The organism is Pseudomonas asplenii, assembly GCF_001293465.1.
Taxonomy (GTDB): domain Bacteria; phylum Pseudomonadota; class Gammaproteobacteria; order Pseudomonadales; family Pseudomonadaceae; genus Aquipseudomonas; species Aquipseudomonas fuscovaginae_B.
In genome coordinates, this window is record NZ_JSYZ01000009.1 from 664598 (window position 1) to 679001 (window position 14404).

Sequence of the window (14404 nt, forward strand, 5' to 3'; positions counted from 1 at the left end):
GTGATTGCCTGCCCTCCTAAGTACCTACCTGCCAGCCCGAGCGCCACTCATATTTCAAGCGCTGCAAACTGGCTGCCTTGTTCCAGTCAGGTTCTTTTTCCGGCCAATGGTGGCACGGCATTACTGGAACGTTTTAACGCTGCACGGTTCAGATACCGTGTCATTTGTAGGAACACCAATAATATGTCGACTCAAATCCACACCCAGGAAGCCATTCGTACGCTGACCAACGCCTTTGCTCCCATGAACTGCCTGATCATGGCTGCGCGCAAGGGCAGCTTCAGCTTCACACTGGTCAACGAGCACGGGATCGCCCGCCACAGCGAGCGCCTGTACCCCGAGCAATACGCCAGTGCCGAACCCTTGCAAGCGGTGATCGACCGCACCCGCCAGGCATTGATTGCCTGAAGTTCGGACGAACGGCAATACACCAGCCCCGCCCTGCAAGCGGGGCTTTTTATTGCCTGAAGTTTCGCAATTTTGCCGACCAGCCTAATTGCCAATCAATATATCAAGCGCGAAGTGCATGTTTTAAATATTTTAAAAACAGTCCTTTACAGCAAAGATATGACACTACACTTCAACTCAAGCGACTCGGGTCGCTTCCGGCAGACCTGCTCGATCCATTGCTGCCAAGCGCCAGGTCTCGCCGGCCGATTACGACATTACGAGCAGTCTTGAGGGTGCCATGGGTATTGCTGCGAGGGAACTGCGCCTTTATGTGATCCGCCCGACATTACGGTATCTGGGCCGGCACAGCCCATCTGCGGAAGCACTGCTGCTGGGTATCGCCGCCAGCCAGTCGGACCTCGGCTCGGCCCTGCACAACCGTGGCGGCCACGGCCTGTATCGCATCGGCGAACGGCGCCACGCCGAACTGTGGGACCACTACCTGGCCCAGGACCCGGACCTGGCCAGCCTGGTTCGCGGCCTGGCCAGCCAACATGCCTTCCTGAGCAGCCCGCACCTCGAACTGACCGTCAACCTGCGCTACGCCACAGCCATTGCCTGGCTGCTGATCGAACAACAGCAACTGCGACTGCCAGCCCTGGACGACCTGCTCGGAATGGCGCGGATCTGGCGACAGACTTTCCAGCCACAAGGGCGTTTACGGGACTTCACCCGCGCCTGGAAAAATTGTGACTCATCGGTCAGTTTTGTCGCCTGTTAGTCACAGGATTCGAATTCAGAAAAATCTTACGAATTTGGTTGGATTGTCCTACAAAACCGCTCTATCTCCTGCGATACAGCCTATAGCGCCCAAGCAAAAATGTTGGTAGTTTTCGCCTCGGTGATCACCACGGAGTTCTAATAATGAAAAAAGTAATGCTCAAGACCACACTCAGCCTCGCCGTTACCCTCGCATCCACCCAACTGTTCGCCAGCGGCTTCGCGCTCAACGAACAGAGTATCAGCGGGATGGGTACTGGTTTTGCGGGTCGATCCTCCGCTGCCGATGATGCAAGCACTGTCTATGGCAACCCTGCCGGCATGTCCCGCCTCGCGGGCCAGCAAATCACTGTGGGTGCTGCGTCCATTGACGCAACCACCGACATCAAGGATGCAAGCGGCCGCTACAGCGGCACCAACAAGGGCGACATGGTTCCGTTCACCACGGTTCCGATGCTGTTCTACACAAACCGCCTCGACGACAACTGGGCAATCGGCTTCGGTGCCTATGCGCCATTCGGCCTGGTAACCGACTATGAAAGCAGATTCCAGGGTCGTGCTTTTGGCAGCAAGAGCGAAGTCAAGGTCGTCACCTTGCAGCCAACCATCAGCTACGCCTTCAACGACAAGGTGTCGATCGGTTTCGGGCCGACCATCAACCGTATTTCCGGTGAACTGCAATCGGACCTGAGGCTCAGCCCACTCCTGCCGAACGACACCAATGTCAGGATCAAGGGTGATGATACAGCTCTGGGCTTCAACGCCGGTATTCTGGTACAGGCGACCGATACCACCCGCGTGGGTCTGACCTACCACTCGAAAGTGAAGTACAAACTCGAAGGCCACACCGATGTGACAGCAGGTGCCGGCACCCCAGGCGCGGTGCTGCGCAGCGGCCGTTACGACGCTTCACTGAAAATCGAGACACCTGAGTCGTACGATCTGTCGGTCACCCAGGACATGAGCGATGCCTGGAAACTCTACGCTGGTGCCACCTGGACTCGTTGGAGCCGTCTGAAGGACATCACTGTCAACAACGAAGGAGTGACTGCAGCTGGTGGGGGCGGCCTGTCGCCAACACTGTTTAGTTCAATCTCCGAACCCCAAAACTGGCATGACACCTGGGCCTATGCTGTCGGCACCTCGTACCAGTTGAACAAACAGTGGGTCGTGCGTACCGGCCTGACCTTCGACCAGTCGCCAGCCAACAACACCGATCGTTCGCCACGTATTCCTACTGGTGACCGCACCATCATCAGCGCCGGTCTGGGTTATGCCATTAGCGACAACCTGACCATTGATGCTGCTGTTTCCTACCTGAAAGAAGAAGACGTCACCGTCAACAAGAGCAATACTCTGAACAACTACAGCGCCAAGTACGAAAACAGCGCATGGGGCTATGGCCTGGGCGCAACGTACAAGTTCTGATCCGCAGCGAGCCTGAACGGCTCAACGGCTGAACAGAAAAAAACCCGCCTCGGCGGGTTTTTTAATGGGCACTATCATCAGGGTTTCGATGCAATCGCCTTCTCCACCGCCTCGATCAACTCCGGGCTATCCGGCTTGGTCAGGCTGGAAAAATGGGCGACCACCTTGCCCTGGCGATCCACCACATATTTGTAGAAATTCCACTTCGGCGCCCCAGCCTGCTCGCCCAATACCTTGAACAGGTGCACGGCATTCCCACCCCTGACCACTTGCGGCTCGGTCATGGTGAAGGTGACGCCATAGTTCACGTAACAGACCTTGGCCGTCTCGGCGCCATCCTTGGACTCCTGCCTGAAGTCGTCGGACGGCACGCCGATCAGTTCCAGCCCCTGCCCCTTGTAGCGCTGGTACAGCGCCTCCAGCCCCTTGAACTGCGGCGCGAAGCCACAGAAGCTGGCGGTATTGACGATCACCAGTGGCTTGCCGGCAAACTTCTGGCACAGGTCGATGGACTCCTTGGCCCGCAACTTGGGCAGTTGCCCCTGCAGCAACTCGGGACAGTCGGCCGCCGCCGCAGCCCCCGAAAAAGCCAGCAAAGCCATCGGCACCAGCAACCAGCGCATCGCCATATCCTGTCTCCTCAGGTAAAGAGTTCTCAGGATGAAGTTACGCGCCTGTGCACTCCCCAGCAAGCGGCCACTAGCAAACGCCCATGCCCAGTTGCATCAGCGCCAGGCCACCTCGATGCCACCCCCACCAGGCCAACACCAGCAGCAACACCAGAATCACCAGCGCCAGCGGCCTGGACCAGCGGGAACTCATGCCGCCCCCATTTGCGTCTGCAGGCGCGCCACGGGCCGCTCACGGACCGGCCAGTTCAGGGCCGCGGCCAGCAGGCTCAGGAGGATCGCCACCTGCCAGATCAGGTCGTAACTGCCCATGCGGTCATAGACCACACCACCCAGCCAGCCACCGAGGAAGGAACCCAACTGATGGAACAGGAAAACGATCCCACCCAGCATGGAAAGATTTCGCACGCCGAACAGAGTCGCCACGGTGCCGTTGGTCAGCGGTACCGTCGACAGCCAGAGGAACCCCATGGCCATACCGAACAGATAGGCGCTGATCTCGGTCACCGGCAGCCACAGGAACAACCCGATCACCACCGCCCGCGCCAGGTACAGGCCGGTCAGCAGCCGCGGCTTGGACATCCGCCCACCGAGCCAGCCGGCGGTGTAGGTGCCGAAGATATTGAACAGGCCGATCAACGCCAGCACCGTGGTGCCGACGCTGGCCGGCAGATGCTGGTCCACGAGGTAGGCCGGCAGATGGACGCCGATGAACACCACCTGGAAGCCGCAGACGAAAAAGCCGAACGCCAGCAGCCAGAAACCCGGGTGGGCACAGGCTTCGCGCAACGCCTCGCCCAGGGTCTGCTCGCCGGCCAGTACCGGCAGTGGCCTGTCCTTGAGCATCGCCACCAGCGGCACGATCATCGCCACCAGCACACCGAGCACCAACAAGGCACTCGACCAGCCCAGCCAGCCGATCAGCCCCAGGGTCCCCGGCAACATCGCGAACTGGCCGAACGAACCGGCGGCACTGGCAATGCCCATGGCCATGGCCATGCTACGTTTTTCCGGTGCCACCGCCCGCCCGACCACGCCGAGAATCACCGAGAACGAAGTCCCCGACAGGCCAATACCGATCAGCAGACCGGCGCTCAGCGACAGGCTCACGGCCGACTCGGAGAGCCCCATGAAGACCAGGCCAAGGGCATACAGCACACCGCCGATCAGCACCACCCGGGCAGCGCCAAAACGATCGGCCAGGGCCCCGGTGAAGGGCTGTGCCAGCCCCCAGATCAGGTTCTGCAGGGCAATGGCGAAGGCGAAGACTTCACGTCCCCAGCCGAACTGCGCACTCATCGGCGGCAGGAACAGGCCGAAACCATGCCGCACCCCCAACGACAGCGCCAGGATCAGCGCACTCCCGAGAAGAATCCAGCCGCTGCTGCGCCAGAGCGATGTCATTATTGTTCTCCGTTAACGGGTATATACCCGCTTTAATTCGAATAAAAAGGCGATTACTCGCCATCCGCCAGTTCATCCAGCAATGCCAGCAAGGCAGCGCGCTTTTCCTCACCCAGACGCTCGGCCAGGCGCTGCTGCGCCGCCTCCCAGGCCGGAAAGGCTTCCTCCAGCCGCTGGGCTCCGGTTTCGGTCAGGCACACCAGACGATTGCGCTGATCGGCGCCCTCACTCATCTTCACCAGGCCCTCGCCTTCCAGTACCCGAAGATTTCGCCCGAGGGTGCTGCGATCCAGGCCCATCGCCTCGGCCAGGCCGGAAATGCTCGGCTTATCCAGGCGTCGCAGATTGCACAGCAGAGAATACTGCGCAACGTTGATCCCGAAGCCGTCGAGGGCGCCGTCGTAATGCCTGCTGACGCCACGAGCGGCGCGACGCAGGCTGATGCACAAGCAGTCGGTGGATAACATGATGCGTGTATATACCCGTAACGTTCCAAATACAAGTTTAATCAATGTTCAGGGGTTGGTGAACAGCCCCCCTCAGGCCAGCGCCAGCCCCACCAGCACCGCCATCTCCAGCAACTCCAGCAAGGCACCGGCAGTATCCCCGGTCGTCCCGCCCAGCCGCCGCAGCATCAAGTGCCGCAACCAGCCGAAACACACCACCGCCAGCAGCAGCGCCAATGCCCCGTGCCAACCCGCCAGCCCCAGGCAGGCCGCCGCGCTGAGCAGCAACACCTGCCAACCGGCCCGCCGTGGCAGATGGTCGGCCAATGCCTGGCCCAATCCGCCCGCCCGCACGTAGGGCGTCACCAGAAACAGGCCCAGCAACGCACTGCGGCCGATCAAGGGGGCCAGGACCAGCGCGACGGTCTGGCGCTGCTCGATCAGCGCCAGCAAGGCGCAGAACTTCAACAGCAGCACCAGGACCAGCGTCACCACCGCAATCGGCCCACTGCGCGGGTCCTTCATGATCGACAGGGTACGCTCGCGATCGCCGAAACCACCCAGCCAGGCGTCGGCACTGTCCGCCAGGCCGTCCAGGTGCAGACCGCCACTGAACAGCACCCAGGCCGTCAGCAGCAAGGCGGCGTGCAATAACGCCGGCGTCGCGCTCAACAGACAGTCGACGCCATACAGCCCAGCCCCCAGCAGCAACCCGACCAGCGGGTACCAGAGCAGCGAACGCCCCAGCTCCTGCGGCTGCGGCATGCCCGGCAGGCGGATCGGCAGGCTGCTGAGGAACTGCAGGGCAATCCAGAACGGCAGCGGGCTCAAGACACCTCTCCCAAGCGGCCATCGGCCGACACCTGCAAGGTGAACAGGGCACCATGGGCCACCTCGACCTGCAGCAGTTGTTCGCGGGGCAATCCCCGTGCCCGTGCCAGCAGCAACTTCATCACCCCGCCATGGCTGACCAGCAACACCCGCTCCCCGGCGTAGCGTCGCTGCAAGCCCTCGACCGCCGCCAGCACCCGCTCGGCAAATCGCGATACCGGTTCACCGTCGGGCGGTGTGAAGCCATAAGGGTCAGCCCAGAAGCGCCCCAGCGCTTCGGCATCGGTCTCCATCAACGCCGCCGCGCTCTGCCCCTCCCAGGCGCCGAAATGCAGTTCCTGCAGGTCCTTTTCCAGCTCGACGGGCAGTCCCAGCCGTTCGCCCAGTTCCGCGGCGAACCGCGCACAGCGCCGCAACGGCGAACTCACCAGCCGGTTCCAGGGGCCCCCCTCCAGCACCGCCTGGCGCATCTGCGCCCAGCCCTTGTCGGTCAGCGCGTCATCCAGGCTGCCGCGCAAGCCGCCACCCAGCTCGGTCTCGCCATGGCGCAGCAGGTCCAGGTACAACGTGGTCATGCCGGACGATCCGCCACCGCCGCTTCGGCAAAGGTCGCCATCTGGCCGTGCAGGTCACAGGCCAGGCGCACCAGGGGCACCGCCAGGGCCGCACCGCTGCCTTCACCCAGGCGCAGGCCCAGCTCCAGCAACGGCTCGGCCAACAGGCTTTCGAGGACATGCCGATGACCCAGCTCCGCGCCGCGATGGCCAAAGATCAGCCAGTCACGACAAGCGGGGTTCAGCCGCACCGCTACCATCGCCGCCACGCTGCAGATGAAGCCATCGACCAGCACCGCTACCCCTTCCTGGGCACAGGCCAGGTAGGCTCCGGTCAACGCCGCGATCTCAAAGCCGCCGAGGCGAAACAGCGCCTGCAACGGGTCACGGGTCTGTTCGGCGTGCAACGCCAGCGCCCGTTCGATCACCTGCGCCTTGCGGCTGACCCCGGCCGGGTCCAGGCCGGTACCCGGGCCGGCGAGCAGGCTCGCCGGGCAGCCCAGCAAGGCACAGGCCACGGCACTCGCCGCGGCGGTATTGCCGATGCCCATCTCGCCACCAATGAACAGCTCGCTGCCGGCCGCCACCGCCCGGCGCACACTGTCGCGCCCGGCTTCCAGCGCCTGCAGCCCCTGGGCCTCGGTCATCGCCGGACCCTGGGTGAAATTCGCCGTACCGGCACCGATCTGCAGGTGACGCACGCCCGGCAGGTTGAGCATCGGCGTGACGGTGCCGAGGTCATTCACATCCAGTTGCGCGCCCAACTGCCGGGCCAGCACGCTGATCGCCGCTCCGCCACCGACAAAGTTGGCCAGCATCTGCCCGGTGACCTCCTGGGGATAGGCCGACACGCCCTCGGCGACCACGCCATGGTCACCGGCGAAAATCGCGATCCACAGGTGATCGACCCGCGGCTTGAGCCGCCCCTGCAGACCGGCCAGTTGTACCGCCACCTGCTCCAGCAGGCCCAGGGAGCCGGTCGGTTTGGTCAACTGCTGCTGGCGCTCGAACGCCGCCTCCCGGGCTTGCCCGTCGATTGCCTTGCAGGGGTCCAGCCACCACGATTGAGTCATAACGCAGCTCCTTTCAGAGTCAGGGGCAGGCCGGCAACGGTCAGTACCACACGCTGACAGCGCTCGGCCAGGGCTTGATGCAGCCAACCGGCTTCATCGACATAACGGCGAGTCAATTCGCCCAGCGGGACGACACCGAGACCGGTCTCGTTGCTGACAAAAATGATTTCGCCCGGCAGTGACGCCAGGCAGTCCAGCAGGGCATCGCGCTCGGCGCGCAGGCGCTCGGCATCGTCCAGCATCAGCAGGTTGGTCAGCCACAGGGTCAGGCAGTCCACCAGCAGGCAGGTATCGGCCGCCGCGTTATCACGCAGGACCTGCGCCAGTTGCAGCGGCTCTTCGATCAACCCCCAATGGCCCGGCCGTCGCTGGCGATGCAAGGCAACCCGCTCGTTCAATTCGCCATCCAGCGGTTGGCTGGTGGCGACATAGATCACCGATAGCCCGCTCTGCGCCGCCAGCCGCTCGGCCAGGCGACTCTTGCCGGAACGGGCACCGCCCAGAATCAGTTGCTGCATATTCGATCGACCCGCTTAATCAAGTCCGCACAGCTCGCGCAGGCGAGCCGTGTCCAGGTGTCGCTCGACCAGATCGGCCAGGCGTTCGATATCCCGCTCGCGCAGGGCGTGATAGTCCACCTCCTGCACCGCTTCCAGCCCTGCCCAGCGCAACAGCGCGGCGCAGGAGCGGGGCGACTCGAACAGGCCGTGCAGGTAGGTACCGAGAATCTGTCCGTCGGCGCTGCAGGCACCGTCGCAGCGCCCATCATCGAGCAGTACCGCCGGCCGCTCCAGCGCCGCCCCGGTGGTCACCCCGGCATGAATCTCGTAGCCACTGATTTCGGCGTTCTCCAGCGTCAGGTGCCCGCGCACATTACGCAACTGCTTCTCCCGCTCGAGTTCGGTGCTGAACGCCAACAGGCCAAGACCGGCACTGGAGCCCGGCGCTCCCTCCAATCCCAACGGATCGTGCACCTGTTCGCCGAGCATCTGCAGGCCGCCGCAGATGCCGAGCAGCTTGCCGCCATAGCGCAGGTGCCGGTTGATCGCGATGTCCCAGCCGTTCTGGCGCAGATAGGCCAGGTCGCTGCGCACGCTTTTCGAGCCGGGCAGGATGATCAGATCCGCTGCCGGGATCGTCTCGCCGGGACCGACGAACCGCAGGTCGACCTGGGGATGCAGGCGCAATGGATCGAAATCGGTGTGGTTGCTGATGCGCGGCAGCACCGGTACCACCACTTTCAGCACCTGGTCGAGCTTGTCGATCTGGCGCCGATCCAGGCCATCCTCGGCCTCCAGGTGCAGGTCCATGACATAGGGCAACACGCCGATCACCGGCTTGCCGGTGCGCGCTTCCAGCCAGTCCAGCCCAGGCTGCAGCAGGGCGATGTCGCCGCGAAAACGGTTGATGACGAAGCCCTTGACCCGCGCCTGCTCGCTCGGCGACAGCAGCTCCAGGGTGCCGACCAGGTGGGCGAACACCCCGCCGCGGTTGATGTCGGCGATCAGCAGCACCGGGCAGTCCACCGCTTCGGCAAAGCCCATGTTGGCGATATCGCCGGCCCGCAGGTTGATCTCCGCCGGGGAGCCGGCCCCCTCGACCATCACCACCGGGTAGTCATGGCTCAGGCGCTGGTGGGACGCCAGCACCGCCTGCATGGCGATGGCCTTGTAGTCGTGATAGGCGACCGCGTTCATGGTGGTCACGGCGCGACCATGGACGATCACCTGGGCCCCGGTGTCACTGTTGGGCTTGAGCAGCACCGGGTTCATGTCGGTGTGCGGCGGCAGACCGGCGGCCTGGGCCTGGACCGCCTGGGCCCGGCCGATCTCGCCGCCGTCGGCGGTCACGGCACTGTTGAGCGCCATGTTCTGTGGCTTGAACGGCGCCACGCGGACGCCCTGGCGGGTCAGCCAGCGGCACAGGGCTGTCACCAGCGTGCTCTTGCCGGCATCCGAGGTGGTGCCCTGGACCATCAGGGTGCTCATGGATGTTCCTCGTTGTAGGCCTTGAGCGCCTGCTCCAGACGCGACCAGCCGGCCTCGTCGGGTGGCAGGCCAAAACGCAGGCTGCTGTTCTGGACAAACAGACGCAGCAGGATTGCGCGTCGTGCCATGAATTCGTGCAGGTGCTCGGCGCGACTGGTGATCAGCCACTGGAACAGCGCACAGCCGCCCTGGGGGGCGAAGCCATGGTCTGTCAGCAAGGCCACCAGGCGCTGGCTGGCCTGTTCGGTCCGCTGCCGCTGCCGGGTGTGGCCATCGCTATCGGCCAGGCACACCTGTCCCAATACCCGCGTCGGCCCCGCCACGGCCCAGGGACCGATCTGCTCGGCCAGCAGCTTGAGCAGCTTGCGCTCGGCGAGGACGAAGCCCAGCCGCACGCCGGCAAGGCCAAAGAACTTGCCGAACGAGCGCAGCACGATCAGCCCGACCTTATGGGTATGCGCCGCCAGGCTATGCTGCGGGGTGTTGTCCATGAAGGCCTCGTCGACCACCAGCCAGCCGCCGCGCTGGGCCAGGCGGCCATGCCAGTCCAGCAACTGCTCGGCCGACAGCTTCAGGCCGGTGGGGTTATTCGGGTTGACCACCACCAGCACATCGAGGCTGTCGAGAAAGAAGTCGATCTCGTGCTCCAGTACTTCGCGCACGATGTAACCGTTGCGACGCCAGGCCTCGGCATGCTCGGCATAACACGGTGAAAGCACGCCGACCTTGCCGCTGCGGCGCAATTGCGGCAACGCCTGGATCGCGGCCTGGGAGCCGGGTACCGGCAGGGCCAGCGGCGCACCGTAGTAGGCGCAGGCGGCCAGTTCCAGGCCATCGTCGGTTTCCGGCAGACGCGCCCAGGCGCGCTCGGGAATCGCCGGAATCGGCCAGGACCAGGGCGCCAGGCCGCTGGACAGGTCGAGCCAATCCGCCTCGGCAATCCCGTATTGTTCCACCGCCTTGCGCAACCGCCCGCCGTGCTCAAGCATAAAACTCAGCTCCCAGACAGAGAACCAGCAACCATAGCCATACCCCGCGCTGCACCAATTGCCAGCCGCGATCGATCGCGTCGGCATCGGCAGCCGGGCCCTCCCCCAATTGCGGACGCTGGTGCAACTCGCCGTGGTAGATCGCCGCGCCACCCAGTTCGACCCCCAGGGCACCGGCACCGGCCGCCATCACCGGCCCGGCGTTCGGACTGTCCCAGGTCGGTCCCTGGGTGCGCCAGCACTTCAGCGCCAGGCGGGTCTTGCCCAGCAGAGCGTAGGTCAAGGCCACCAGCCGGGCAGGAATATAGTTGAGCAGGTCGTCGATCCGTGCCGCCGCCCAGCCGAAACGCTCGAAGCGCTCGTTACGATAGCCCCACATGGCGTCAAGGGTATTGCTCAGTCGGTACAGCACCACCCCGGGCACGCCGGCGACGGCAAACCAGAACAGCGCGGCGAAGATCGCATCGCTGCCGTTCTCCAGCACCGACTCGGTCGCGGCGCGGGCCACCGCGGCCTCGTCCAGTTCCGAGGTCTGCCGGCTGACCAGGTAACCCACGCGCTGGCGCGCCAGTTCCAGGTCGCCACTGCGCAGCGCCTGGGCCACCGGCGCCACATGCTCGCCCAGGCTGCGCATGCCGAGGGCACAGTAGAGAAACAGGATCTCGATGAGCCAGCCGATACAGGGCGCCCACGACAGGGCCGTGGCCAGCAGCGTCAGCGGCACCACCGCCAGCACCCAGGCCGTCACGCCATGGCTGCGCCAGCCACGGCCGCCGGAGTTGAAGCGTTGTTCGATGCGATCGGCCAGACGACCGAACGCCACCAGCGGATGCCAGCGCCTGGGTTCGCCCAGCAGCGCATCCAGCGCAACCCCGGCGACACTCAACAACGCCACACTCATTGACTCACTCCCCAGTAGTTTTCATACAACAGCTCATTCAACGGACGCGGTTGCGCCCAGCCTTCCAGTGCCAGCATCGGCGCCGGGTAGAACGCCTCGACCGGCCCCAGGCACAGCACCGCCAGCGGTTTGGCGCCCTCAGGCAAGCCCAGCAGGTCGGCCAGCGCCTGCGGTTCGAACAACGACACCCAGCCCATGCCCAGCCCCTCGGCCCGCGAGGCCAGCCAGAGGTTCTGGATCGCGCAGGACAACGACGCCATGTCCATCTCCGGCAACGTCCGGCGACCGAAAATGTGTCGCTCACGCCCATCCATCAGCGCGGCCACCAACACCTCGGCGCAGTCGTTGATGCCCTCGACCTTCAACTTCATGAACTCGTCGGAGCGCTCGCCCAGGGCCTCGGCGGTACGCACCCGTTCGTCTTCCACCAACTGCCGGATCCGCCCGCGCAACGCGCGATCACTGATGCGGATGAACCGCCAGGGCTGCATCAGGCCGACACTCGGCGCCTGATGCGCCGCCTCCAGCAGCCGCGCCAGCAGTTGCGGCGCCACCGTGCCGCCACTGAAGTGACGCATGTCGCGCCGCTCGGCGATGGCCCGGTAGATGGCCTCGCGTTCCTCTACGGAAAAAACCTTGTCTGTCATGGCCTCTGCGCAGTGCCTGCGCCCACATCGACTGCGCCGGCCCTGGCATGCTCAGAAATGCAATCCTGCGGCTGCGGCGCCAACAGCGCGGCAACCGCCCGGGGATTGGATGGAAAATAGAAATGCACATAGGAGGCGGTCGTGCGCCCCTCACGATAGACCGCCTCTGCGCCGCGCCCACCATTGGGGCTCTGCCCACGGGCAATCGGCGCCAGCTCGGTGGTGGTCAACGAGTGGTGGTACGTATGCCCGCGCAGCAAGCCTTCCGGCAGTTCCACGGCCTGCAGGGCCAGAGCGGCCAGGCGTTTCTGCATCACCGCCTCTCCCGCCAGCAAGCCGAGCAGTTCGGCCCGCTGGCCGTCGACATCGGTCAGCGCCTCGAGCAGGTAAAGCATGCCACCGCACTCGGCGAGCAGCGGCTTGCCCGCCGCGTGGTGCCCACGGATCGCCGCCAGCATCGAATGGTTCTGCGCCAGCATCCGGTGGTGCAATTCCGGGTAGCCGCCCGGCAGGTACAGACTGTCGGCCGGCGGCAGTTCGGCATCATGTATGGGCGAGAAGAAGCACAGCTCGGCCCCCAGCGCGCGCAACAGATCCAGGTTGGCGCCATAGATGAAGGCAAACGCTTCGTCGTGGGCCACCGCGATTCGAACACCGGCCAATAGCGGCTCGACGGCCGCTGCTGGCGGTGCGGCGAACTCGACCGCCGGCGGCAAGGCGACTTCGCAACTGGCGCCCAGGGCCTCGGCGGCGACATCCAGGCGACGATCCAGGTCGTTCAGCTCGCTGGCCTGGACCAGCCCGAGGTGCCGGCTCGGCAGCTCGATCCCGGTCTCGCGGGAGAGCGCACCGTACCAACGCAGGCCTTCGGTCAGGCTGCCTTCGAGCAATTGCGCATGACGCGGGGTACCGACCCGGTTGGCCAGCACCCCGGCGAACGGCAGGTCCGGCTGGTAGCGCGCCAACCCCAGGGCCAGCGCGCCGAAGGTCTGGGCCATGGCCGTACCGTCGATCACCGCCAGCACCGGCACACCGAAGTGCCGCGCCAGGTCGGCGCTCGATGGCGTGCCGTCGAACAGCCCCATGACCCCCTCGATCAGGATCAGGTCGGCCTCGCCCGCCGCCTCCCAGAGCAGCCGGCGGCTTTCCTCGGCACCGACCATCCACAGGTCGAGCTGGTACACCGGTGCGCCGCTGGCACGCTCATGAATCATCGGGTCGAGGAAGTCCGGGCCGCACTTGAATACCCGGACCTTGCGCCCCTGGTTGCGGTGCAGGCGCGCCAGGGCCGCTGTCACCGTGGTCTTGCCCTGGCCGGAGGCCGGCGCGGCAATCAGCACCGCCGGGCAATGACGCGCCTGAGTCATAGTTCGATGCCTTTCTGCGCCTTGATCCCGGCCTGGAACGCGTGCTTGAGCAGGCCCATCTCGGTGACGGTGTCGGCCAGGTCGATCAGTTCCGGCTTGGCGCCGCGCCCGGTCACCACCACGTGCTGCATCGGTGGACGGGCCTGCAGGTCGCTCAGCACCTGGTCCAGATCCAGATAGCCATGCTTGAGGGCGATATTCAGCTCATCGAGCACCACCAGGCCGATCTCCGGGTTGGCGAGCATTTCCCGCGACACCGCCCAGGCCGCCTCGGCCGCGGCGATGTCACGCTGGCGGTCCTGGGTTTCCCAGGTAAAGCCCTCACCCATCACATGGAAGCGCACCTGCTCGGGGAAGCGGCGGAAAAACAGCTCCTCGCCGGTGCTGTTGCGGCCCTTGATGAACTGCACCACGCCGCACTGCATGCCGTGGCCCATGGCCCGGGCGAGCATGCCGAAGGCCGAGCTGCTCTTGCCCTTGCCGTTGCCGGTCAGCACCAGCAGCAGGCCACACTCGTTGGGGGCATTGGCGATACGCTCGTCGATCACCGCCTTCTTGCGCTGCATGCGCGCCAGGTGGCGTTCGTCGCGCTCGGGGGACTCGTTCATGACAGCTCTCCGTTGGGCTGGATAACGCAAACGGCGGGCAGACGCAGGCACGGCCAAAGCCGTCCAGCATCGCCCGCCGTGATGCTGTGGAATGGATCAGGCCGGTCTCCGGGCTCATGAGCGCGCGAACGCGGGACCGCGCGCCTTCCCATGCCGTCGGCACAGTGGCGAAAAGCGCAGTCTTGACTCATTTACCGTTGCGGGGGCAGCGCCGGGATCGCGCCTCTCGAAGGGCTCACCGGCTTCCCTGTTTCACTCTGTTGACACCGGGCCACAGAGCACCTGAAACAAGCCGGGAAGGTTAGAGGGTTGGGGGTGGAGCGTCAATTGAAGTCGACCGCCAGCCCCGGCGAACGGTGGCATGAACAG

At 64.8% G+C, this 14404-nt stretch carries 17 protein-coding genes and 1 riboswitch; of the genes, 3 read left to right on the top strand and 14 right to left on the bottom strand.

The window, feature by feature from the left end:
- Window positions 1–183: 183 nt before the first annotated feature.
- The 3 genes from PF66_RS14835 to PF66_RS14845 all read left to right on the top strand — a co-directional run bounded on the left by PF66_RS14835 (window position 184) and on the right by PF66_RS14845 (window position 2598).
- Window positions 184–408, top strand: a complete 225-nt coding sequence (locus tag PF66_RS14835) for a hypothetical protein (protein WP_054058194.1) — start codon at window positions 184–186, stop codon at window positions 406–408.
- 280 nt (window positions 409–688) lie between these two features.
- Entirely contained in the window at window positions 689–1171 is a 483-nt protein-coding gene (locus PF66_RS14840) for a hypothetical protein (protein ID WP_054058195.1), read from the top strand.
- A 143-nt stretch (window positions 1172–1314) separates the two neighbouring features.
- Complete coding sequence (locus tag PF66_RS14845) at window positions 1315–2598, top strand: OmpP1/FadL family transporter (RefSeq protein WP_054063086.1); 1284 nt, start codon at window positions 1315–1317, stop codon at window positions 2596–2598.
- 77 nt (window positions 2599–2675) lie between these two features.
- Here PF66_RS14845 and PF66_RS14850 read toward each other — a convergent pair whose 3' ends face one another.
- The 14 genes from PF66_RS14850 to cobO all read right to left on the bottom strand — a co-directional run bounded on the left by PF66_RS14850 (window position 2676) and on the right by cobO (window position 14035).
- Window positions 2676–3227 (bottom strand): glutathione peroxidase, encoded by a 552-nt coding sequence (locus PF66_RS14850; protein WP_054058197.1) that lies wholly within the window; start codon window positions 3225–3227, stop codon window positions 2676–2678.
- Window positions 3228–3297: 70 nt separating this feature from the next.
- A complete protein-coding gene (locus tag PF66_RS33675; RefSeq protein ID WP_273825956.1) occupies window positions 3298–3420 on the bottom strand; it encodes a hypothetical protein in 123 nt (40 codons plus the stop codon).
- Window positions 3417–4631: an MFS transporter gene (locus tag PF66_RS14855; RefSeq protein ID WP_054063087.1), complete on the bottom strand. Its 1215-nt coding sequence runs from the start codon at window positions 4629–4631 to the stop codon at window positions 3417–3419. The genes PF66_RS33675 and PF66_RS14855 overlap by 4 nt, the downstream gene beginning before the upstream one ends.
- A gap of 53 nt (window positions 4632–4684) precedes the next feature.
- The gene (locus PF66_RS14860; protein WP_054058199.1) at window positions 4685–5098 is read right to left on the bottom strand and encodes a MarR family winged helix-turn-helix transcriptional regulator; all 414 of its coding nucleotides are present in this window, start codon (window positions 5096–5098) and stop codon (window positions 4685–4687) included.
- Between the two features lie 72 nt (window positions 5099–5170).
- Window positions 5171–5908, bottom strand: a complete 738-nt coding sequence (locus tag PF66_RS14865; protein ID WP_054058200.1) for an adenosylcobinamide-GDP ribazoletransferase — start codon at window positions 5906–5908, stop codon at window positions 5171–5173.
- Window positions 5905–6483 carry an alpha-ribazole phosphatase family protein gene (gene cobC / locus PF66_RS14870; protein ID WP_054058201.1) on the bottom strand — a complete coding sequence of 193 codons (579 nt, stop codon included), beginning with the start codon at window positions 6481–6483 and terminating at the stop codon, window positions 5905–5907. Before cobC ends, PF66_RS14865 begins: the two co-directional genes overlap by 4 nt.
- Window positions 6480–7535 carry a nicotinate-nucleotide--dimethylbenzimidazole phosphoribosyltransferase gene (gene cobT, locus PF66_RS14875; protein ID WP_054063088.1) on the bottom strand — a complete coding sequence of 352 codons (1056 nt, stop codon included), beginning with the start codon at window positions 7533–7535 and terminating at the stop codon, window positions 6480–6482. The genes cobC and cobT overlap by 4 nt, the downstream gene beginning before the upstream one ends.
- Entirely contained in the window at window positions 7532–8053 is a 522-nt protein-coding gene (cobU, locus tag PF66_RS14880; RefSeq protein ID WP_054063089.1) for a bifunctional adenosylcobinamide kinase/adenosylcobinamide-phosphate guanylyltransferase, read from the bottom strand. The genes cobT and cobU overlap by 4 nt, the downstream gene beginning before the upstream one ends.
- A gap of 15 nt (window positions 8054–8068) precedes the next feature.
- Window positions 8069–9523 (bottom strand): cobyric acid synthase, encoded by a 1455-nt coding sequence (locus PF66_RS14885; RefSeq protein ID WP_054063090.1) that lies wholly within the window; start codon window positions 9521–9523, stop codon window positions 8069–8071.
- Window positions 9520–10512 carry a threonine-phosphate decarboxylase CobD gene (gene cobD, locus PF66_RS14890; protein WP_054060600.1) on the bottom strand — a complete coding sequence of 331 codons (993 nt, stop codon included), beginning with the start codon at window positions 10510–10512 and terminating at the stop codon, window positions 9520–9522. Before cobD ends, PF66_RS14885 begins: the two co-directional genes overlap by 4 nt.
- A complete protein-coding gene (gene cbiB / locus PF66_RS14895) occupies window positions 10505–11413 on the bottom strand; it encodes an adenosylcobinamide-phosphate synthase CbiB (RefSeq protein WP_054060599.1) in 909 nt (302 codons plus the stop codon). The genes cobD and cbiB overlap by 8 nt, the downstream gene beginning before the upstream one ends.
- A complete protein-coding gene (bluB, locus tag PF66_RS14900) occupies window positions 11410–12060 on the bottom strand; it encodes a 5,6-dimethylbenzimidazole synthase (protein ID WP_054063091.1) in 651 nt (216 codons plus the stop codon). Before bluB ends, cbiB begins: the two co-directional genes overlap by 4 nt.
- A complete protein-coding gene (locus PF66_RS14905; RefSeq protein WP_054063092.1) occupies window positions 12057–13427 on the bottom strand; it encodes a cobyrinate a,c-diamide synthase in 1371 nt (456 codons plus the stop codon). The genes bluB and PF66_RS14905 overlap by 4 nt, the downstream gene beginning before the upstream one ends.
- Window positions 13424–14035, bottom strand: a complete 612-nt coding sequence (gene cobO / locus PF66_RS14910) for a cob(I)yrinic acid a,c-diamide adenosyltransferase (RefSeq protein ID WP_017902171.1) — start codon at window positions 14033–14035, stop codon at window positions 13424–13426. Before cobO ends, PF66_RS14905 begins: the two co-directional genes overlap by 4 nt.
- 82 nt (window positions 14036–14117) lie before the next feature.
- Window positions 14118–14336: riboswitch (cobalamin riboswitch) on the bottom strand.
- Window positions 14337–14404: the final 68 nt, after the last annotated feature.